This window comes from Citrobacter sp. FDAARGOS_156 (genome assembly GCF_001559235.2).
Classification (GTDB): Bacteria; Pseudomonadota; Gammaproteobacteria; order Enterobacterales; family Enterobacteriaceae; genus Citrobacter; species Citrobacter youngae.
The window spans coordinates 1,065,492-1,085,875 of record NZ_CP014030.2 but is presented as its reverse complement, the minus strand read 5'-3'; the positions used below and the strand labels follow the sequence as shown (position 1 = coordinate 1,085,875).

At 53.2% G+C, this 20,384-nt stretch carries 20 protein-coding genes; 11 read left to right on the top strand and 9 right to left on the bottom strand.

Annotated features, from left to right (window positions below; genetic code table 11):
• From surA to apaH, 5 genes are read left to right on the top strand one after another with little or no spacing between them, the layout of a single operon-like run.
• Positions 1–1,287, top strand: coding sequence for a peptidylprolyl isomerase SurA (gene surA, locus AL515_RS05335; RefSeq protein WP_048212721.1), 1,287 nt, complete (start codon positions 1–3; stop codon positions 1,285–1,287).
• Complete coding sequence (pdxA, locus tag AL515_RS05330) at positions 1,287–2,279, top strand: 4-hydroxythreonine-4-phosphate dehydrogenase PdxA (RefSeq protein WP_061067222.1); 993 nt, start codon at positions 1,287–1,289, stop codon at positions 2,277–2,279. Before surA ends, pdxA begins: the two co-directional genes overlap by 1 nt.
• Positions 2,272–3,093: a 16S rRNA (adenine(1518)-N(6)/adenine(1519)-N(6))-dimethyltransferase RsmA gene (gene rsmA / locus AL515_RS05325; protein ID WP_006686666.1), complete on the top strand. Its 822-nt coding sequence runs from the start codon at positions 2,272–2,274 to the stop codon at positions 3,091–3,093. Before pdxA ends, rsmA begins: the two co-directional genes overlap by 8 nt.
• A gap of 2 nt (positions 3,094–3,095) precedes the next feature.
• Positions 3,096–3,473, top strand: coding sequence for a Co2+/Mg2+ efflux protein ApaG (gene apaG / locus AL515_RS05320; protein ID WP_003018867.1), 378 nt, complete (start codon positions 3,096–3,098; stop codon positions 3,471–3,473).
• 10 nt (positions 3,474–3,483) lie between these two features.
• Positions 3,484–4,332, top strand: coding sequence for a bis(5'-nucleosyl)-tetraphosphatase (symmetrical) ApaH (gene apaH / locus AL515_RS05315; RefSeq protein ID WP_061067221.1), 849 nt, complete (start codon positions 3,484–3,486; stop codon positions 4,330–4,332).
• A 110-nt stretch (positions 4,333–4,442) separates the two neighbouring features.
• Here apaH and folA read toward each other — a convergent pair whose 3' ends face one another.
• The 9 genes from folA to AL515_RS05265 all read right to left on the bottom strand — a co-directional run bounded on the left by folA (position 4,443) and on the right by AL515_RS05265 (position 12,771).
• Positions 4,443–4,922 (bottom strand): type 3 dihydrofolate reductase, encoded by a 480-nt coding sequence (gene folA / locus AL515_RS05310; RefSeq protein ID WP_003018873.1) that lies wholly within the window; start codon positions 4,920–4,922, stop codon positions 4,443–4,445.
• A gap of 198 nt (positions 4,923–5,120) precedes the next feature.
• Complete coding sequence (gene kefC / locus AL515_RS05300) at positions 5,121–6,983, bottom strand: glutathione-regulated potassium-efflux system protein KefC (protein ID WP_061067220.1); 1,863 nt, start codon at positions 6,981–6,983, stop codon at positions 5,121–5,123.
• Positions 6,976–7,506: a glutathione-regulated potassium-efflux system oxidoreductase KefF gene (gene kefF / locus AL515_RS05295; RefSeq protein ID WP_061067219.1), complete on the bottom strand. Its 531-nt coding sequence runs from the start codon at positions 7,504–7,506 to the stop codon at positions 6,976–6,978. The genes kefC and kefF overlap by 8 nt, the downstream gene beginning before the upstream one ends.
• 103 nt (positions 7,507–7,609) lie before the next feature.
• Positions 7,610–7,843, bottom strand: coding sequence for a YgdI/YgdR family lipoprotein (locus tag AL515_RS05290; protein WP_040230165.1), 234 nt, complete (start codon positions 7,841–7,843; stop codon positions 7,610–7,612).
• A gap of 90 nt (positions 7,844–7,933) precedes the next feature.
• Positions 7,934–9,277: an MFS transporter gene (locus tag AL515_RS05285; RefSeq protein ID WP_061067218.1), complete on the bottom strand. Its 1,344-nt coding sequence runs from the start codon at positions 9,275–9,277 to the stop codon at positions 7,934–7,936.
• A 147-nt stretch (positions 9,278–9,424) separates the two neighbouring features.
• On the bottom strand, positions 9,425–9,712 hold the full coding sequence (gene fixX, locus AL515_RS05280) for a ferredoxin-like protein FixX (protein ID WP_000203736.1): 288 nt from the start codon (positions 9,710–9,712) through the stop codon (positions 9,425–9,427).
• On the bottom strand, positions 9,709–10,995 hold the full coding sequence (locus AL515_RS05275) for an FAD-dependent oxidoreductase (RefSeq protein WP_003018887.1): 1,287 nt from the start codon (positions 10,993–10,995) through the stop codon (positions 9,709–9,711). The genes fixX and AL515_RS05275 overlap by 4 nt, the downstream gene beginning before the upstream one ends.
• A 48-nt stretch (positions 10,996–11,043) precedes the next feature.
• Positions 11,044–11,985, bottom strand: coding sequence for an electron transfer flavoprotein subunit alpha/FixB family protein (locus tag AL515_RS05270; protein ID WP_061067217.1), 942 nt, complete (start codon positions 11,983–11,985; stop codon positions 11,044–11,046).
• A 15-nt stretch (positions 11,986–12,000) separates the two neighbouring features.
• A complete protein-coding gene (locus AL515_RS05265; protein WP_003018893.1) occupies positions 12,001–12,771 on the bottom strand; it encodes an electron transfer flavoprotein FixA in 771 nt (256 codons plus the stop codon).
• A 480-nt stretch (positions 12,772–13,251) separates the two neighbouring features.
• On the opposite strand from AL515_RS05265, the gene caiT reads away from it, so the two are divergent.
• From caiT to caiE, 6 genes are all read left to right on the top strand, one after another.
• The gene (caiT, locus tag AL515_RS05255; protein ID WP_048212731.1) at positions 13,252–14,769 is read left to right on the top strand and encodes an L-carnitine/gamma-butyrobetaine antiporter; all 1,518 of its coding nucleotides are present in this window, start codon (positions 13,252–13,254) and stop codon (positions 14,767–14,769) included.
• Positions 14,770–14,803: 34 nt separating this feature from the next.
• Positions 14,804–15,946 (top strand): crotonobetainyl-CoA dehydrogenase, encoded by a 1,143-nt coding sequence (gene caiA / locus AL515_RS05250; RefSeq protein WP_003018898.1) that lies wholly within the window; start codon positions 14,804–14,806, stop codon positions 15,944–15,946.
• Positions 15,947–16,057: 111 nt separating this feature from the next.
• Positions 16,058–17,275, top strand: coding sequence for an L-carnitine CoA-transferase (gene caiB, locus AL515_RS05245; RefSeq protein ID WP_048212732.1), 1,218 nt, complete (start codon positions 16,058–16,060; stop codon positions 17,273–17,275).
• Between the two features lie 62 nt (positions 17,276–17,337).
• On the top strand, positions 17,338–18,891 hold the full coding sequence (gene caiC / locus AL515_RS05240; protein WP_061067216.1) for a crotonobetaine/carnitine-CoA ligase: 1,554 nt from the start codon (positions 17,338–17,340) through the stop codon (positions 18,889–18,891).
• Between the two features lie 54 nt (positions 18,892–18,945).
• Positions 18,946–19,731: a crotonobetainyl-CoA hydratase gene (gene caiD / locus AL515_RS05235; RefSeq protein ID WP_061067215.1), complete on the top strand. Its 786-nt coding sequence runs from the start codon at positions 18,946–18,948 to the stop codon at positions 19,729–19,731.
• A 6-nt stretch (positions 19,732–19,737) separates the two neighbouring features.
• Positions 19,738–20,334: a carnitine operon protein CaiE gene (gene caiE, locus AL515_RS05230; protein ID WP_061067214.1), complete on the top strand. Its 597-nt coding sequence runs from the start codon at positions 19,738–19,740 to the stop codon at positions 20,332–20,334.
• The last annotated feature ends 50 nt before the right edge of the window (positions 20,335–20,384 follow it).

Below are 20,384 nucleotides of genomic sequence, written 5' to 3'. Positions count from 1 at the left end.
ATGAAGAACTGGAAAACGCTGCTTCTCGGTATCGCCATGGTCGCGAATACCAGTTTCGCTGCCCCACAGGTAGTCGATAAAGTCGCAGCCGTCGTCAATAACGGCGTCGTTCTGGAAAGCGACGTCGATGGCTTAATGCAGTCAGTAAAACTGAACGCGGGTCAGGCAGGTCAGCAATTACCGGACGATGCCACGCTGCGTCATCAGATCCTGGAGCGTTTGATCATGGATCAAATCGTTCTGCAGATGGGTCAGAAGATGGGCGTAAAAATCTCTGATGAACAGTTAGATCAGGCCATCGCCAATATTGCCAAGCAGAACAATATGACGCTGGATCAAATGCGCAGCCGTCTGGCTCAGGATGGTCTGAGTTATTCGACCTATCGCAACCAGATCCGTAAAGAGATGACCATCTCTGAAGTGCGTAATAATGAAGTTCGCCGTCGCGTCACGATCCTGCCACAGGAAGTTGATGCCCTGGCGCAGCAGGTCGGCAACCAAAATGATGCCAGCACCGAACTGAACCTGAGCCACATTCTGATCCCACTGCCGGAAAACCCAACTTCCGATCAGGTAAACGAAGCGGAAAGTCAGGCGCGTTCAGTGGTTGATGAAGCACGTAATGGTAGCGATTTCGGCAAACTGGCCATCACTTATTCTGCCGATCAGCAGGCGCTGAAAGGCGGCCAGATGGGTTGGGGACGCATTCAGGAACTGCCGGGCATCTTCGCCCAGGCGTTAAGCACCGCGAAAAAAGGCGATATCATTGGCCCAATTCGCTCTGGTGTCGGCTTCCATATCCTGAAAGTCAACGACATGCGTGGTCAAAGCCAGAGCATCTCCGTGACTGAAGTTCATGCCCGCCATATTCTGCTGAAACCGTCGCCGATCATGACCGATCAACAGGCGCGTCTGAAACTGGAACAAATCGCAGCTGATATTAAGAGCGGTAAAACCACCTTTGCGGCAGCGGCTAAAGAGTTTTCTCAGGATCCGGGGTCTGCCAACCAGGGCGGTGACCTGGGTTGGGCTGCAGCCGATATTTTCGATCCGGCTTTCCGCGATGCGCTGACTAAACTTCATAAAGGCCAGATGAGCACCCCGGTGCACTCCTCATTCGGCTGGCATCTTATCGAGCTGCTGGATACGCGTAATGTTGATAAAACTGACGCGGCACAGAAAGACAGAGCTTATCGCATGCTGATGAACCGTAAATTCTCGGAAGAAGCAGCGACCTGGATGCAGGAACAGCGCGCCAGTGCGTACGTTAAAATTCTGAGCAACTAATGACTCAAATTCAACGTGTTGTGATCACTCCCGGCGAACCTGCCGGGATTGGTCCGGACCTTGTGATCCAGCTTGCACAGCGCGAGTGGCCGGTAGAACTCGTTGTTTGTGCTGATGCCACGCTACTCCGTGACCGGGCAGCCATGCTCGGTTTACCGCTCTCGCTCCTTCCCTACTCTCCAGATATCCCAGCCCAACCACAATCAGCGGGTACGCTGACGCTATTGCCGGTTGCGTTGCGGGCACCTGCTGTCGCGGGTCAGTTGGCGGTAGAAAACGGGCACTATGTGGTGGATACGCTGGCTCGCGCCTGCGATGGTTGTCTGCAAGGTGAGTTTGCGGCGCTGATTACCGGTCCGGTTCACAAGGGCGTCATCAACGACGCTGGCGTCCCGTTTACCGGGCATACCGAGTTTTTTGAAGAGCGTTCACAGGCGAAGAAGGTTGTCATGATGCTGGCAACCGAAGAGCTGCGTGTTGCCCTGGCGACCACACATCTGCCGCTTAAAGCCGTTGCCGACGCCATTACGCCCGCCCTGCTTCAGGAAGTGATCGGCATTTTGCATCATGATTTACGCACTAAGTTCGGCATTGCCGATCCACATATTCTGGTGTGCGGTCTTAACCCGCATGCCGGTGAAGGCGGTCATATGGGAACGGAAGAGATAGACACCATCATCCCGGTTCTCGATGACCTGCGTGCGCAGGGGATGAAACTGAATGGCCCGCTGCCCGCAGATACGCTGTTTCAGCCTAAATATCTAGATCACGCGGATGCCGTGCTGGCAATGTACCACGATCAGGGTCTCCCCGTGCTAAAATACCAGGGATTTGGTCGCGGTGTGAATATCACGCTGGGCCTGCCCTTTATTCGCACATCCGTCGATCACGGCACCGCACTTGAACTCGCGGGCCGTGGACAAGCAGATGTCGGCAGTTTTATTACGGCGCTTAATCTCGCCATCAAAATGATTGTTAATACCAATGAATAATCGAGTCCATCAGGGCCATTTAGCCCGTAAACGTTTCGGGCAGAACTTCCTCAACGATCAGTTTGTGATCGAAAGTATTGTCTCTGCTATCAACCCGCAGAAAGGTCAGGCTATGGTCGAAATCGGCCCAGGCCTGGCGGCATTGACCGAACCAGTTGGCGAACGCCTGGACAAGCTCACGGTCATTGAACTGGACCGCGATCTGGCAGCACGCTTACAGACACACCCGTTTTTAGGGCCTAAGCTGACGATTTATCAGCAAGATGCCATGACCATGAACTTCGGCGAACTGGCACAAACGATGGGGCAGCCGCTGCGTGTATTCGGCAACCTGCCGTACAACATCTCCACGCCGCTCATGTTCCATCTTTTTTCCTATACTGATGCCATTGCCGACATGCATTTCATGTTGCAAAAAGAGGTGGTCAATCGTCTGGTTGCAGGGCCAAACAGTAAAGCGTATGGTCGATTAAGCGTCATGGCGCAATATTACTGCAATGTGATCCCGGTGCTCGAAGTTCCACCGTCGGCTTTCACACCAGCACCGAAAGTAGATTCCGCCGTTGTACGCCTGGTCCCTCACGCGACGATGCCGTACCCGGTTAAAGATGTTCGCGTCCTGAGCCGCATTACCACCGAAGCGTTTAATCAGCGCCGTAAAACGGTACGTAACAGCCTCGGTAATCTGTTCAGCGTTGAAGTGCTGACAGAGTTGGGCATTGACCCGGCAATGCGAGCGGAAAATATCTCTGTCGCGCAATACTGCCGGATGGCTAACTATCTGTCAGAAAACGCGCCTTCGAAGGAGAGTTAAGCATGATCAATTCGCCCCGAGTGTGTATTCAGGTACAAAGCGTCTACATTGAGGCGCAATCCTCACCTGATGATGAACGTTACGTTTTTGCTTATACCGTGACTATCCGCAATTTGGGGCGAGCGCCAGTGCAGCTGTTGGGGCGTTATTGGTTGATAACCAATGGTCATGGGCGCGAAACCGAAGTTCAGGGTGAAGGTGTGGTTGGCGTTCAGCCCCATATCGAACCTGGCGAAGAGTACCAGTACACCAGCGGCGCCGTTATTGAAACGCCGCTGGGCACCATGCAGGGTCATTACGAAATGATCGATGAGCAGGGCATCGCCTTTACCATCGACATTCCCGTATTCCGACTCGCCGTTCCAACACTCATTCATTAAAACAATAACTATGGCGACATACCTTATTGGCGACGTTCACGGTTGTTACGATGAACTGGTAGCCTTGCTGCATCAGGTAGACTTTAATTCCAAAAAAGACACCCTATGGCTCACCGGCGATCTGGTCGCTCGTGGGCCGGGTTCGCTGGACGTTTTGCGCTACGTGAAATCACTGGGCGACAGCGTGCGGTTAGTATTGGGTAATCACGATTTACACCTGCTGGCCGTGTTTGCCGGCATCAGTCGTAATAAACCAAAAGACAGAGTCACATCGCTGCTCGAAGCGCCGGATGCTGACGAATTAATCAACTGGCTTCGTCGTCAGCCGCTGCTGCAGGTAGACGAAGAGAAAAAACTGGTCATGGCGCACGCTGGCATTACCCCTCAATGGGATTTGCAGACTGCGAAAGACTGCGCACGGGACGTAGAAGCCGTGCTGTCGAGCGACTCGTATCCGTTTTTTCTTGATGCGATGTATGGCGACATGCCGAACAACTGGACCCCGGAGCTGACGGGGCTGGCGCGCCTGCGTTTTATTACCAACGCGTTTACCCGCATGCGTTACTGCTTCCCCAATGGTCAACTGGATATGTACAGCAAAGAGTCACCAGAAGACGCACCTGCCCCGCTGAAGCCGTGGTTTGCCATTCCTGGACCTGTCAGTGAAGCGTACAGCATTGCATTCGGGCACTGGGCATCGCTGGAAGGCAAAGGCACACCAGAAGGTATTTACGCGCTGGATACGGGGTGTTGCTGGGGAGGCGATCTCACCTGTCTGCGCTGGGAAGACAAACAGTACTTTGTGCAGCCATCAAATCGCCATCTGAATCTGGATCCCGGCGAAGCGGTCAACGCCTGATAGTCGTCTGCTGAGAGGTTTATGCCTGAGGGTGCTACGCTTATCAGGCCTACATCTGGCACAAGAGTAGGCCGGATAAGGCGTTTCGCCGCCATCCGGCACTTACAGGATTAACGACGCTCCAGAATCTCGAAGCAGTAGCTGTGAGAGTTTTGCGCGTCGGCATCATGGAATTCACTGAAAACAGATTCCCAGTCGTCCGGTTCGTAGTCCGGGAAATGGGTATCCCCTTCGACTTCAGCATCAATGTGCGTCAGATACAGCTTCTGCGCTTTTGGCAGGAACTGCTCATACACGCGCCCACCGCCAATCACCATAATCTCTGGTTCATCACCGCAGGCCGCAATGGCTTCATCAACAGACTTCACCCACTGCACGCGATCGTCGGTGCCGGGTTTGCTGCTGATGACGATATTTTTACGCCCCGGCAGCGGTCGCCCGATGGATTCCCAGGTGTGGCGTCCCATGACAACCGGCTTGTTTAAGGTATTACGTTTAAACCAGGCGAGATCGGCAGGGAGGTTCCACGGCATGGCGTTCTCCATACCGATGACGCGATCTACCGCTAACGCCGCAATCAGACTGATCATTGAATATTTCCCGGATACAAAAAAATTGTCGCCACTATACGGAAAGCGCAATCTTTCGTCGACTGGCGGAAAGAGGATGAACAGGAAAATTTTCCGTTCTGCTGGCGAACCGACCTATTTAAGGTGGTACGCCAGCATTACAGTAGTTCAAAAACAGCCAATTAGCAGTAAAGTTTGCAGAACATCACATTTTTTACCCTATGCTGACGGTTTCACTTCCGGCTCATCGGCGACGTCGCCCGTATGTTTACCTTCATCCGTGCCTTGCCAGCCATGGCGTTGAATCAACGATAAATGTTGACGATCTTCGGCAATAATTTCACTCAGCATTGCGCTGGTGCGTTTATAAACAGCCGCGCGGGAAGTCGCGTCATTTTCCCCTTTCACCATCTCCTCTACCATCATGGCATTGAATCGGCGGAATACGTCGGCCCGCTCACGTGCCTCATAGCGCCCAAGCCCGAGACCTTCCAACGCCAGACGTCCGGTCTTCAGTGCACCTTCAAAGGTTTCACGTTCCGGCATATCCACGCCCGCCTGGCGCAGGCGGATGTAATGATCCACGTCGCGCGCACGAGCAATAATTTGCAGATGCGGGAAATGTTCTTTCACCATTTCGGTCAGTTGCAGGCTGGTTTGCGGATCGTCAATGGCATTAATGATCACTTCCGCTTTGGCTGCTCCGGCTGACTCCAGCAGATCCATCCGGGTCGCATCGCCATAGAAAACCTTCATGCCGAATTTACGCAGCGTTTCGATATGGTCCGGGTCATGATCAAGAACCACCATTTTGACCCCGCTCGACAACAACAGACGACCGGTTATCTGGCCAAATCGCCCAAATCCAGCGATGATCACCCGCGGTTGCTCCTCATCGATTTCATCCGCTTCCCGCGCTTCACCGGTCGCCGATTTTTCCAGACGCGTCAGGACAACCAGTAAAATCGGCGTCGCCGCCATCGACAGCGCGACTGCCAGCGTCAGCGATTTCGCCCAGTCAGGGTCAAGCACGTTCGCCATTTGCGCCGCGCCAAACACCACGAAGGCAAACTCACTGCCCTGCCCAAGTAATACGGCAAACCAGCGACGCTGCTTGTTCGGCACCTGTAAGGGTTTCGCTATCAGCCACAGCATGACGGTTTTAATCACCAGGAAACCGACCAGCAAAATGATAATGCGCAAGGGATTATCAATCAGCGTACCGAAGTCGATAGACATCCCCACACCGATGAAGAACAGCCCCAGCAGCAGCCCTTTAAACGGCTCAATATCACTTTCCAGCGCGTGGCGATACTCAGAGCTCGCCAGCAGCACGCCTGCCAGAAACGCCCCCATCGCCATCGACAGGCCAACCTCTTCCAGGAGCAGACCAAAACCGAAAACGAGGAACAGCGCGACGGCGCTGAACACTTCCCGCAGGCCCGAGCGCGCAACAAAACGTAAGGCAGGACGGGTGACATAACGCCCTAACAGCACCACCAGCACCAGCGCGCCCGCGACCTTAAGGGCGGACAATGCAAATGCCCCAAGCGTGGTCGATGCACCGCTCGCCGCCAGCAATGGGATCATCGCCACCAATGGAATAGCGGCGATATCCTGGAACAGCAGCACGGCAAACGCGCTGCGGCCCATTTGCGAAACCATCAGGTTGCGTTCATTCATTGCCTGCATAGCGATGGCCGTTGAGGAAAGCGCCAGCGTCATGCCGATCAGTTCCGCTACCTGCCAGCGCAGACCTAGGAACATGCAGAACAAACCAATTAAGCCGCCGCAAACCACCATCTGTAGTGCACCGCCGCCGAACACCGAGGCCCGCAGCTTCCACAAACGCTGTGGATCCAGCTCCAGACCAATGACAAACAGCATCAGCACCACGCCGATTTCCGCAAAATGCAGGATAGATTCGGCGTCCGTCACCAGCCTCAGACCCCAGGGTCCGATAATGCACCCGGCGATGAGATAGCCCAGCACCGACCCTAACCCCAGCCGCACGGCAATGGGGACTATCAGCGCCGCCGATCCGAGATAAATCAGCGCCTGTATCAGCGTATGGCTATCCATGGTGTTCCTCCTGCCATTCCATCAGACGCTGTTTGTAGTGACGCGCCTGCGCCTGCAGCGTTTCGTCATCACAGATAAACGTACAGTGCATCGCAAACGGCGGCAGCCATTTGAGTCCGCAATATAACGCTGTTGCCTGTAAAGGCTGGGAAAGCACATCAAATCCGGGATAGGAGCCAATATCGAAGTGGTTTTCACCGCCGCCGGTGGTTACTGCCCACATCAGGTGTTTGCCATGCAGCGCGGTACCGCCGTGACCATACGCCCAGCCGTGGGAGAGGACCTTATCCATCCACAATTTGAGTAACGGAGGAGTGCTGTACCATTGCATGGGATGTTGCCAGATAATCAGGCTCGCACGTAACAGCGCGTCCTGTTCTGCGGCGATATCGATATTGAAATCGGGATAGAGTTCATAGAGCGAACGAACCTCCACCCCTTCCAGTGTCCTTACCTGCTCAAGCATCCGCTTATTCGCATGCGAATGCTGCGGATAGGGATGCGCATAAATGATGAGAATCATGATTAGCCTGTGTCACTGCATTATTGTAATAACAGTGAGTTTAGTCACTTAATCCACAGGCTAACAGTCAATATTATTGAGTGGCTGAATGGAGAAAACTGAACTAGTTGTCCAGTTCGCTCATATCCTTAACCTGATCGCGGTTAATTTGTTCCGTCTTACCCGTTTGCGCGTTTTTGTACGAGACCAGGCCCGTATCTTCATCCACTTGCGGTTTGCCATCAGTGACGATCGTTTTGCCGTCGGTCGTTTTAACCGCCTGATTAGAAGAGCAACCGGCAACGGTAAACAGCGCTGCGGCGGTAAAAATGGAGGTGATCAGAATATGTTTTTGCATGGTGTTCTCCCTGCTTTTCAGTCATTTTCAGTGATATGCCCGTTAACTGTAGGCTAACTGACTGAGTTGCAGGGAAAATACAGAACACTCTTAACCGCTCGCTCTGGACATCGGTTTTCTGCGAATCGTCATTTGGCTGGTTTGCGCCAGCGTCAGACCTCGCGTTTCCGGGGCGAAGGCAATAGAAACCAACAGACCAATCAATGAAATCCCTGCCCCCATTAACATCACGGAATTAATCCCATATTTCGTGATGAAGATCGGCAGTGCCCAGGTTGAAACAATAGTGCCAATACGGCTTAAGGACATAATCACGCCGACGGCAGAGGCACGAATATCGGTGGGGAACAGTTCGTTAGGGTATAGCCACTGCAGGTTCCCGGGTCCCCCTGAGAAAAACGCGTATACGGCAAACGCCAGCACCACCAGCCATGCGCCCATATCAGGGATTAGCCCCAGCACGGCCAACGCCAGCGTCATCATAATAAAGCTGCCAATCAACAGCGGTCGACGGCCCGCGCTATTGAGCCAGAACATCGGTGGAATACAGCCCAGCATGAAGCACAGGCTGATCACCACGTTACCCAACGCGGCGCTTTTTCCAACACCAAGGCCCAGCAAGCCGACAATCTGCGGGCCGAAAGTATAAATAGCAAACATCGGGATCACCTGACAGGTCCAGATGGCGGCAACAAACAGGACAAATGGAAAGTGACGACGATTAAACAACTGAAGGAAACGCGTCTCCTGCGGCGCCTCTTCGTCGAACACCACCGGTTCGCCGAAGAGTTTGATCATCATCGCTTCACACTCTTTCACCCGACCTTTACGCAGCAGCCAGCGCGGCGATTCAGGAAGATCGAAGCGCCCAATCAGGATCAAAATGCAGGGGATCACCGCGCTGCCCAACATCCAGCGCCATCCGCCCTCAACATCATACAAACAGTAACCGACCAGATCGGCACAGGTGGCGCCGACATACCACATCGCGGCGATAAAACCGATGGAGAAAGCGCGCTGGCGGGTATTGGAGAACTCGGTAATCATCGAGGTAGCAATCGGATAATCGGCACCAATCACAATGCCGATCAGCACGCGCATCACTAACAATTCAACGGGCGAGGAAACAAACATGGTTGCTGCCGATATCACGCCAATGGCGATAATATCGATGATGAACATTTTGCGCCGCCCGACCTTATCGGAAATGTAGCCAAACAGCGACGTCCCCACAAACAGACCGGCGAGCGTGCCGGCCCCCAGCAGACCAATCCACTGTGCGTCCAGTTTCAATGCTGGCGTGAGCTGTTCCAGCGCCACGCCAATCATCACCAGCACATAACCATCCAGAAACGGCCCACCGCTTCCCCACAGCATTATCCGGCGGTGAATAGAGGTAAATTTGATGTCATCAAAGTTCCTGGGCTGCTGCATAGCGACTTCCTGTTTCAACACGGGAAAAGCGTCATCTGTAGGCCGGATAAGGCATTTACGCCGCCATCCGGCATTGGCGCCACATGATTGCCGGATGGCGACGCTACCGCATCTTATCCGGCCTACGGGTGCACAACCTCGTACTTATTAACCGTAGCGAAACTCCACGCCAAATGTCCCACGCGGGTATTCCCACTTTTCCAGCGCTGTATCGAGCCCGAGAATGCGGCACGTTCCGCACTCCAGGCACCCGGCGTAATCAAACCGTACGCTGCCGTCGTCCTGTTTTTTATACAGCCCTGCTGGACAGGCCTTAATCAGCACTTCCAGCGCCTGTTTATCAGGATCGGTTTTGAGAATGATATGCGGGCTGTCTTCATCGACATTGAACTTATTGACGCCCAGTTTGACGTCCACATTGACGGGAGATGTCATAATACGGTCACTCCTTTCAGGCCATCTTTCATCAGGTTGATGAAGCCCACTTTCTTCGCATGGCGCAGGATTTTTTTACGCATTGGCACTGGGGCGGAACCATCCACGGTGAACAGGTCGCGTGCGATACTGACCGCCATTTCGGGATAGGCGGTAAACATGCGCGGGTTATCAAGAAAAGCAGGAAGCTTCTGGTACATACGCATATCGCGCATCGGGCCATCGTCCAGATGCTGACGGTATTCACCCAGCGACTGCTTGCTAAAGTCGTCACGCTTCATCGCTGAAAGCACCGTTTTCGCCGCCGCTTCGCCTGCGGAAATGGCGAGATCCATACCGCGAATGGTAAAGCCGAGGTTCATACACATTCCGGCAGCGTCACCGGCAATCAGCACACCGTCCCCCACCAGTTCAGGCTGCATATTCATACCGGCTTCAGGTACGACGTGCGCGGCATATTCCACCAGCTTGCCACCGGCGATCAGCGGGGCAACCGCCGGATGCTGTTTGAAATCTTCCAGCATTTGCGGGACCGATTTTTTAGCGTCTTTCAGATGATGAAGACCGCAGACCAGTCCCAGAGAAAGGGTTGTTTCATTCGTATAGAGAAAACCACCGCCCATCAATCCATCGGTTGGCGATCCGGCAAACAAACAGGCTGCGCCTTCGTTCCCCTGTAACTGGAAACGATCTTCAATCACCGATTTTGGCAATTCGATCAGCTCTTTTACGCCGACGGCAACATGCGATGCTTCAACGCGCTTTGCCATGCCCAGTTTTTCTGCCAACAAAGAATTCACCCCGTCGGCGAGGATCACCACTTTGGCTTCCAGAATATCGCCGTCGGCTTCCACGCCCACGACTTTACCCTCGCGCTGCACAACGTTATCCACGCGAATACCGGTGATGAGCTGAGCGCCCGCCTCTTCGGCCTGCTCCATCAGCCAGGCGTCAAATTTGCTACGTAAGACGGAATAAGAAACCTGCGACGATGCGGCCTCTTCACCATTGCAATAGTCGATGGTCATCGCCCCTTTGTCGGTCATAAAGGCGAGTTTTTCGTGGGTGATTATGCGTTCAATGGGAGCCTGCTCAGCAAAACCGGGAATGATGCGCTCCAGGCTATGCGCATACATGCGCCCACCGGTGACATTCTTCGCGCCAGCAGAATTGCCGCGCTCGATAACCAGCACCTGTGCACCTTCCCGAGCCAGCACCAGCGCCGCAACCGAACCAGCCAGACCTGCACCCACGATGATGGCATCAAAGATATCTTCGGACATACGTACTCCTGTCAGCGGCAGGATGCCTTCGCATCCTGCCCGAATGGTTTAACGCGCTAAGGCAGCCGTCAGCGCAGGCAGGATCTTCAGCGCATCGCCAACGATGCCGTAATCCGCATACTGGAAAATCGGCGCATTTTTATCTTTGTTAATGGCGAAAATCGTCTGTGCGCCGTTGGCGCCGACCATATGTTGGATCTGCCCGGAGATCCCCACCGCCAGGTACAGTTCAGGCTTGAGCATCAGGTTGGAAATGCCGACGTAGCGTTCGTGCTCCATCCACTTCTCGTTTTCCGCCACCGGACGGGAACAAGCCAACTCAGCGCCAATCGTCTGGCACAGCGCTTCTGCCAGCGAGATATTTTCTTTGCTACCAATACCGCGTCCCACGCTGACCACCAGACGGGCTTTGTCGAGATCGACGCTGTTGCTCTGACGCGCCTGAGTTGCCGTACGGGTCACGGCAACGGACGGATCCTGCCACTGTACGGAATGCATCTCGCCGCGGCGGTTAGTATCCGGTTGCTGCGCGTCAAACGTTCCGCTGCTGAGCGTTACCACGGCAAACGGTGAAGCGATGGTTTCTGCCCCTATCGCCAGGCCGCCGTAAACCATATGTTTGACCGCAGCTTTACCGTCCTGCACGGCGACTGCGCTGGCGTCGTTTGAAACGGCTGCCGACAAGCGAAAACCCAGTTTTGCCGCTAACAGCTTGCCGCGACGCGTATTCGGCAGCAGCACTGCGCCGCCCTCGCTGTGCTGACGAATGGTCTGAGCCATCACATCGGCGTACTCTTCAACCATACGGTCTTCTGGTTTGCCGCTGAGCAACCAGACATGATCTGCACCCAAATGACATGCCGTTGCGCTGTCCGCATCGCTGAGCACAAACGTGTTAACTTTTTCACCTAAAGCCTGCGCACCTTTCATCAGTTCCGGCAGACGAGAAGGGGTATCGCTGAATACCCAGACACTGGAAAATTTGTTCATAACATCCCCTGATAATTAAATGATTTTGCGAAGATTCTCGACAAACGCGGCAATCTGTTCTTCACCGTCACCTTCAATTACAACGCGCTGACGCTCGCGCTGTTTCGGTGCAGCAACCTGCTGTGCGGAATACGCCTGCACGCTGTTCAGCCCAATGTCTGCAGGCGACCAAACCTGAACCGGTTTTTTCGCCGCGCCAAGAATGGCTTTCATGGAAGGGATTTGAGGGGTGTTGATATCCGTTGAGACCGCGATCACCGCCGGGAGCGGGATACTCAGGGTTTCAACTTCATCTTCCAGTTCACGCTCTACCGTCAGAGTGCTGTCGGTAAGAGAGAGGATTTTACTCACGCCATTTATCGCCGGCACGTCCAGCATTTCGCCCACCAGCAGACCAACCTGCTGAGCATAAAGATCGGAAGAACCGTCGCCGCAAATAAGCAGATCAAAACCGGATTTTTGCACGGCGGCAGCCAGCGCAGTGGCAGTTTGTTGCGGCAGCGCCTGTTCAAATTGATCGTCAATGACAACAATCAGTTCATCAGGGCCACGGGAAAGCACATCTTTGCGCCCTTTTGCATTGGTCAGCGCTTTGCCTCCGACGCTCATGGCCACAACCTGAGCCTCTCCCACCTGCTGTTTTAACTGGCAAGCCGCTTCGATCGCATTCAGATCATATTGGCTGATTTTGCCATCCGCTTTGCTGAAATCGAGTGTTCCATCAGCATTATTAATCGCAATATCCTGCTCATCAGGTACGCATTTGTAGCAAGTAATTATCTTCATTGCATCTCCAGAAATCATGAAGGAAACGTATTTATATCGGCGGTGTTAAATACAGATATCACGCTCTTTAATTCGGAAATAAAACCTTAATCACCAATATTGAAAATGTCACACATTGAAATTCGTAACTTTCAATAGTGTTACATGCCTCACCAATATTGAAAGAATCACGTCAAATATGAAAATTTTCAATATTGTCTGCTGGTTCAACAATATTGAACGACAGTCACTTAAAAAAGTTAAAAAACCAATGCCAACATTATGATTAATAAAGAAATAATATAGATTTCCAGACAAAATAACCAGCATAGAAAAGTGTGATGCAGATAACAGAACCACCCGAAATGAATACTCATTATGAGTTACTCACTGAGGCGCTCCCAGAGGTTAAAAGTTAACAACAAATCATTAATAATAAATAAACAAACGTTCACGCACGGGCTCGCTAAATAAATTTCGTTTTCACACTGGAATTCACTTATGAAAAATGAAAAGAGAAAATCGGGAATTGAACCGAAGGTTTTTTTTCCGCCATTAATAATAGTTGGAATACTTTGTTGGCTAACAGTAAGAGATCTCGATGCCGCTAACGTCGTTATTAATGCGGTATTCAGTTATGTCACCAATGTCTGGGGCTGGGCATTTGAATGGTATATGGTCGTCATGCTAGGCGGTTGGTTCTGGCTGGTTTTTGGCCCGTATGCCAAAAAGAAATTAGGCGACGAAAAACCGGAGTTTAGTACCGCCAGCTGGATCTTTATGATGTTCGCCTCCTGTACATCCGCCGCGGTGCTGTTCTGGGGTTCCATCGAGATCTACTACTATATCTCTACCCCGCCGTTCGCCCTGGCGCCCAATTCCACTGGCGCGAAAGAGATAGGCCTGGCATACAGCCTGTTCCACTGGGGGCCGTTGCCGTGGGCAACCTACAGCTTCCTCTCCGTTGCCTTCGCCTACTTCTTCTTTGTGCGCAAGATGGATGTGATCCGTCCCAGCTCCACGCTGGTACCGTTAGTGGGCGAAAAGCATGCAAAAGGGCTGTTCGGCACCATCGTTGATAACTTCTACCTGGTGGCGCTGATTTTTGCGATGGGTACCAGCCTCGGTCTGGCGACGCCGCTGGTAACCGAGTGTATGCAATGGCTGTTCGGTATTCCGCATACGCTGCAATTAGATGCCATTATCATTACCTGCTGGATCATTCTGAACGCCATTTGCGTAGCCTGCGGCCTGCAAAAAGGGGTCAGAATCGCCAGCGACGTGCGTAGCTACCTGAGCTTCCTGATGCTGGGCTGGGTGTTTATCGTCAGCGGCGCCAGCTTCATCATGAACTACTTCACCGACTCGGTCGGCATGCTGCTGATGTATCTGCCGCGCATGCTGTTCTATACCGATGCCATCGGCAAAGGCGGCTTCCCGCAGGGCTGGACTGTTTTCTACTGGGCATGGTGGGTCATTTACGCCATCCAGATGAGTATCTTCCTGGCGCGTATTTCTCGTGGTCGTACCGTACGTGAACTGTGCTTTGGGATGGTGCTGGGCCTGACCGCTTCCACCTGGATCCTGTGGACAGTCCTTGGCAGCAATACCCTACTGCTGATGGATAAAAACATTCTCAACATCCCGCAGCTGATTGAACAACACGGCGTGGCGCGCGCCATTATCGAAACCTGGGCGGCCTTGCCATTCAGCACCGCCACCATGTGGGGCTTCTTTATCCTCTGCTTTATTGCCACCGTCACGCTAATTAACGCCTGCTCCTACACCCTGGCGATGTCCACCTGTCGCGAAGTTCGTGATGGTGAAGAACCGCCGCTGTTGGTACGTATCGGTTGGTCCGTTCTGGTCGGCGTCATCGGCATCGTTCTGCTGGCGCTGGGTGGGCTGAAGCCCATTCAGACCGCAATTATCGCCGGAGGATGTCCGCTGTTCTTCGTCAACATCATGGTGACGCTGTCCTTTATTAAAGACGCCAAAGTGCACTGGAAAGACAAGTAATTCTTATTAACCCAATTGATCAAGAGGCTGAAAGATGGATTTCAACTTAAATGACGAGCAGGAGCTGTTTGTCGCCGGTATTCGTGAACTGATGGCCAGTGAGAACTGGGAAGCTTATTTTGCCGAGTGCGATCGCGACAGCGTCTACCCTGAGCGTTTTGTAAAAGCACTGGCGGATATGGGCATCGATAGCCTGTTGATTCCGGAAGAACACGGCGGGCTGGAAGCCGGTTTTGTCACCGTTGCCGCCGTCTGGATGGAACTCGGACGTCTTGGCGCACCGACTTACGTGTTGTACCAATTACCTGGCGGTTTTAACACTTTTCTGCGTGAAGGTACTCAAGAGCAAATTGATAAAATCATGGCGTTCCAGGGAACCGGTAAGCAGATGTGGAACTCTGCGATCACCGAACCGGGAGCGGGATCGGATGTTGGTAGCCTGAAAACCACTTATACACGTAAAAATGGTAAGGTTTATCTTAATGGCAGTAAGTGCTTTATCACCAGTAGCGCCTATACCCCGTACATCGTGGTGATGGCGAGAGATGGCGCATCGCCGGATAAACCTGTTTATACCGAGTGGTTCGTTGACATGAGCAAAGCGGGTATCAAGGTCAACAAACTGGAGAAACTCGGTCTGCGTATGGATAGCTGCTGTGAAATCACCTTTGATGACGTTGAACTGGACGAGAAAGACATGTTCGGTCGGGAAGGTAATGGCTTCAATCGTGTGAAAGAAGAGTTTGACCATGAACGCTTCCTCGTCGCACTGACCAACTACGGTACGGCAATGTGCGCGTTTGAAGACGCCGCGCGCTACGCCAACCAACGCGTACAGTTTGGCGAAACGATCGGCCGTTTCCAGCTGATTCAGGAGAAGTTTGCGCATATGGCGATCAAACTGAACTCCATGAAAAACATGCTGCTGGAAGCCGCATGGAAAGCGGATAACGGCACTATTACTTCGGGCGATGCGGCCATGTGCAAATACTTCTGCGCCAACGCGGCATTTGAAGTGGTAGACACCGCCATGCAGGTGCTGGGTGGCGTGGGTATCGCGGGTAACCATCGCATCACGCGCTTCTGGCGTGACCTGCGCGTTGACCGTGTTTCTGGTGGTTCTGACGAAATGCAGATCCTGACGTTGGGTCGTGCGGTATTGAAGCAATACCGTTAATCGACCCCTTGTAGGCCTGATAAGACGCTCGCGTCGCCATCAGGCAATTATGCCGGATGGCGCTGTGCTTATCCGGCCTACATACCGCAAAAAAATGCCAGGAGCAAAATTATGGATCACTTACCAATGCCAACCTTTGGCCCACTTGCCGGGGTACGAGTTGTCTTTTCAGGGATCGAAATTGCCGGTCCGTTCGCCGGACAGATGTTCGCCGAATGGGGGGCTGAGGTTATCTGGATTGAAAACGTTGCGTGGGCCGATACCATCCGCGTACAGCCTAACTATCCGCAGCTCTCACGTCGTAACCTGCACGCCCTGTCGCTCAATATTTTCAAAGATGAAGGTCGGGAAGCGTTTCTGAAGCTTATGGAAACCACCGATATCTTCATTGAAGCCAGTAAAGGCCCGGCCTTTGCCCGTCGCGGCATTACCGATGAAGTGCTGTGGGAACATAACCCGAAACTGGTTATCGCCCACCTTTCCGGCTTCGGCCAGTTTGGTACCGAGGAGTACACCAATCTTCCGGCTTACAACACCATCGCGCAGGCGTTCAGCGGCTATCTGATTCAAAACGGTGACGTTGATCAGCCGATGCCTGCCTTCCCGTACACCGCCGATTACTTCTCCGGGATGACCGCAACGACAGCGGCGCTGGCTGCCCTGCACAAAGTACGCGAAACGGGCAAAGGTGAAAGCATTGATATCGCCATGTACGAGGTGATGTTGCGCATGGGCCAGTATTTCATGATGGATTACTTTAACGGCGGCGAAATTTGCCCACGCATGACCAAAGGCAAAGACCCGTATTACGCTGGCTGCGGCCTGTATAAATGCGCCGATGGTTACATCGTCATGGAGCTGGTCGGCATCACGCAAATCAACGAGTGCTTCAAAGATATTGGCCTCGCCCACATTCTTGGCACACCGGAAGTCCCGGAAGGTACCCAGCTTATCCATCGCGTGGAATGCCCTTACGGCCCGCTCGTGGAAGAGAAACTGGACGCGTGGCTGGCAACACACACCATCGCCGAAGTCCAGGCGCGCTTTGCTGAGCTGAATATCGCCTGCGCGAAGGTGCTGACCATTCCGGAACTGGAAGGCAACCCGCAGTACGTTGCCCGTGAATCGATTACTCAGTGGCAAACAATGGATGGCCGCACCTGCAAAGGGCCAAACATCATGCCGAAATTTAAAAACAACCCGGGGAAAATCTGGCGTGGCATGCCGTCACACGGCATGGATACCGCCGCCATTCTGAAAAATATTGGATATAGCGAAGCAGACATAAATGAGCTGGTCGGCAAAGGCCTGGCCAGAGTTGAGGAATAAACGCGACGCGCTGACCCGCGAGTGGGTTAGCGCTCACGCCTGATTTCAGTGGATAAAGCAATATGGATATCGTTGGCGGACAAAACTTACGTCTGATGTGGGACGACCTGGCCGGGGTGTATGGAGATAAAACGGCGTTAATTTTCGAATCCTGCGAAGGAAACGTTCGGCAATTTAGCTATGCCTCGCTCAATGAAGAGATTAACCGCACGGCAAACCTGTTCCATTCTTTAGGGATCCGCAAGGGCGATAAGGTCGCATTGCATCTGGATAACTGTCCGGAATTCATTTTTTGCTGGTTTGGGCTGGCAAAAATTGGCGCCATTATGGTGCCGATTAATGCCCGCTTGCTGGGCGAAGAAAGCGCCTGGATCCTGCAAAACAGCCAGGTAAGCCTGCTGGTCACCAGCGCCCAGTTTTATCCTATGTACCGCCAGATACGGCTGGAAAATACCACACCGCTTAATCATATCTGTCTGATTGGCGAGCAACTTCCGGTTGAGGACGGCGTGAGCCACTTTACCCAACTGCAATCCCGTCAGTCCGCCACGCTGTGCTATACACCTGCGTTATCCACTGACGATACGGCGGAAATTCTGTTTACCTCTGGCACCACCTCACGGCCTAAAGGGGTGGTGATTACCCACTACAATCTGCGATTTGCCGGCTACTACACTTCCTGGCAAATCGCCCTGCGCGATGATGACGTCTACATGACGGTAATGCCCGCTTTTCATATCGACTGTCAGTGTACGGCAGCCATGGCGGCATTCTCCGCAGGCAGCACCTTTGTGCTGTTGGAAAAGTACAGCGCCAGGGCATTTTGGGATCAGGTACGTAGATACCAGGCGACGGTCACCGAATGCATTCCGATGATGATCCGAACGCTGATGGTTCAACCCGCAGCGCCAACGGACAGACAGCATCGCCTGCGCGAAGTGATGTTCTATCTCAATTTATCCGAGCAGGAAAAAGACGCCTTTACCGAACGTTTTGGCGTCAGGCTGCTGACCTCCTACGGTATGACCGAAACCATCGTCGGCATTATTGGCGATCGCCCCGGAGACAAACGGCGTTGGCCCTCTATTGGCCGCGTGGGTTTTAGCTATGAAGCCGAAATCCGTGACGATCGCAACCGTCCCCTGCCCGCCGGAGAAATTGGCGAAATCTGCATCAAAGGCGTGCCGGGCAAAACCATCTTCAAAGAGTACTATGCCCAGCCGGAGGCTACCGCCAAAGCGCTGGAAGCTGAGGGTTGGTTACATACCGGAGATTCGGGTTACCAGGATGCGGACGGTTTTTTTTATTTCGTCGACAGGCGCTGCAACATGATTAAACGCGGCGGAGAAAATGTCTCCTGCGTCGAGCTGGAAAATATTATTTCTGCGCATCCGAAAATTCAGGACATTGTGGTTGTCGGTATTAAAGATTCAATCCGTGATGAAGCCATTAAAGCGTTTATCGTCCTTAATGAAGGTGAAACATTAAGCGAAGCCGAGTTCTTCAGCTTCTGCGAAAACAATATGGCGAAATTCAAGGTTCCCTCTTTTATGGAGATAAGAACCGACCTGCCGCGCAATTGTTCAGGAAAAATAATCAAAAAAAATCTGAAATAACCCTCCCGGTAGGAATTCCTCCTGCCGGGAAATCTATTTATCTGGAGATGAACTATGAGTGAATCATTACATCTGACCCGTAACGGCCCGATCCTGGAAATTACCCTCGACCGGCCTAAAGCCAATGCCATTGATGCCAAAACCAGCTTTGCCATGGGTGAAGCGTTTCTTAATTTTCGTGATGACCCGGAATTACGCGTAGCGATAATCACCGGCAGCGGCGAGAAATTCTTTTCTGCGGGCTGGGACTTAAAAGCGGCAGCTGAAGGTGAAGCGCCGGATGCCGATTTTGGCCCAGGCGGCTTTGCCGGTTTAACCGAAATTTTCGACCTCGATAAACCGGTCATCGCTGCGGTAAACGGCTATGCGTTTGGCGGTGGTTTTGAATTGGCGCTGGCGGCGGATTTTATCGTCTGCGCGGAAAATGCCAGCTTCGCGCTACCGGAAGCCAAGCTCGGGATCGTGCCTGACAGCGGCGGCGTTCTGCGTCTGCCGAAGCTACTGCCACCGGCTATCGTCAACGAAATGGTGATGACAGGCAGACGAATGAGCGCCGAAGAAGCGCTACGTTGGGGTATCGTCAACCGCGTTGTCAGCCAGAGCGAACTGATGGATAGCGCGCGCGAACTGGCGCAGCAGCTGGTGAATAGCGCCCCGCTGGCGATCGCCGCGCTGAAAGAGATTTATCGTGCGACCAGCGAAATGCCGGTGGAAGAAGGCTACCGTTACATCCGCAGCGGTGTGCTGAAGCACTATCCGTCGGTGCTGCACTCGGAAGATGCGCTGGAAGGACCACAGGCATTTGCGGAAAAACGCGATCCGGTGTGGAAAGGACGCTGATAACCGATGAGCTATTACGCCTTTGAAGGCCTGATTCCGGTAGTACATCCAGAGGCGTATGTTCATCCCAGCGCCGTGTTGATTGGTGATGTGATCGTGGGGGCTGGCGTTTACGTCGGCCCACATGCCTCACTGCGCGGTGACTATGGTCGCCTGATTCTGGAGGCAGGTTCTAACTTGCAGGATGGCTGCATCATGCACGGTTATTGCGACACTGACACCATCGTGCATGAGAATGGGCATATCGGCCATGGCGCAATCCTGCACGGTTGCGTGGTGGGCAGGGACGCGCTGATCGGCATGAACAGCGTGATTATGGACGGTGCGGTGATTGGCGAAGAGAGCATTGTCGCCGCCATGAGCTTTGTCAAAGCCGGCTTTCAGGGGGAGGCAAGGCAACTGCTGGTCGGTTCACCTGCTCGCGTACTGCGCGAAGTCACGGATCAGGAGCAGCACTGGAAACGGCTGAACACCAAAGAGTATCAGGATCTTGCGGTCCGCTGCCGGGCAGGTTTACGCGAAACACAGCCATTAACGCAGGTCGAAAAAAACCGGCCGCGCCTGCAAGGCACGACAGATGTGAAACCGAAATCGGCCCAGTAATCTATGCCGGATGCGCTGACGCTTATCCGGCCTACGCGTCAATCACCGTT

Excerpts from the sequence above, each read along its gene's own strand:
- kefF (WP_061067219.1), bottom strand. The coding sequence starts at position 7,506 with ATGATTCTCATCATTTATGCGCATCCCTATCCGCAGCATTCGCATGCG.
- apaG (WP_003018867.1), top strand. The coding sequence starts at position 3,096 with ATGATCAATTCGCCCCGAGTGTGTATTCAGGTACAAAGCGTCTACATT.
- AL515_RS05285 (WP_061067218.1), bottom strand. The coding sequence starts at position 9,277 with ATGCAGCAGCCCAGGAACTTTGATGACATCAAATTTACCTCTATTCAC.
- AL515_RS05270 (WP_061067217.1), bottom strand. The coding sequence starts at position 11,985 with ATGAACAAATTTTCCAGTGTCTGGGTATTCAGCGATACCCCTTCTCGT.
- fixX (WP_000203736.1), bottom strand. The coding sequence starts at position 9,712 with ATGACATCTCCCGTCAATGTGGACGTCAAACTGGGCGTCAATAAGTTC.
- caiC (WP_061067216.1), top strand. The coding sequence starts at position 17,338 with ATGGATATCGTTGGCGGACAAAACTTACGTCTGATGTGGGACGACCTG.
- surA (WP_048212721.1), top strand. The coding sequence starts at position 1 with ATGAAGAACTGGAAAACGCTGCTTCTCGGTATCGCCATGGTCGCGAAT.
- caiA (WP_003018898.1), top strand. The coding sequence starts at position 14,804 with ATGGATTTCAACTTAAATGACGAGCAGGAGCTGTTTGTCGCCGGTATT.
- kefC (WP_061067220.1), bottom strand. The coding sequence starts at position 6,983 with ATGGATAGCCATACGCTGATACAGGCGCTGATTTATCTCGGATCGGCG.
- pdxA (WP_061067222.1), top strand. The coding sequence starts at position 1,287 with ATGACTCAAATTCAACGTGTTGTGATCACTCCCGGCGAACCTGCCGGG.
- caiT (WP_048212731.1), top strand. The coding sequence starts at position 13,252 with ATGAAAAATGAAAAGAGAAAATCGGGAATTGAACCGAAGGTTTTTTTT.
- AL515_RS05290 (WP_040230165.1), bottom strand. The coding sequence starts at position 7,843 with ATGCAAAAACATATTCTGATCACCTCCATTTTTACCGCCGCAGCGCTG.
- rsmA (WP_006686666.1), top strand. The coding sequence starts at position 2,272 with ATGAATAATCGAGTCCATCAGGGCCATTTAGCCCGTAAACGTTTCGGG.
- caiE (WP_061067214.1), top strand. The coding sequence starts at position 19,738 with ATGAGCTATTACGCCTTTGAAGGCCTGATTCCGGTAGTACATCCAGAG.
- caiD (WP_061067215.1), top strand. The coding sequence starts at position 18,946 with ATGAGTGAATCATTACATCTGACCCGTAACGGCCCGATCCTGGAAATT.
- folA (WP_003018873.1), bottom strand. The coding sequence starts at position 4,922 with ATGATCAGTCTGATTGCGGCGTTAGCGGTAGATCGCGTCATCGGTATG.
- apaH (WP_061067221.1), top strand. The coding sequence starts at position 3,484 with ATGGCGACATACCTTATTGGCGACGTTCACGGTTGTTACGATGAACTG.
- AL515_RS05275 (WP_003018887.1), bottom strand. The coding sequence starts at position 10,995 with ATGTCCGAAGATATCTTTGATGCCATCATCGTGGGTGCAGGTCTGGCT.
- AL515_RS05265 (WP_003018893.1), bottom strand. The coding sequence starts at position 12,771 with ATGAAGATAATTACTTGCTACAAATGCGTACCTGATGAGCAGGATATT.
- caiB (WP_048212732.1), top strand. The coding sequence starts at position 16,058 with ATGGATCACTTACCAATGCCAACCTTTGGCCCACTTGCCGGGGTACGA.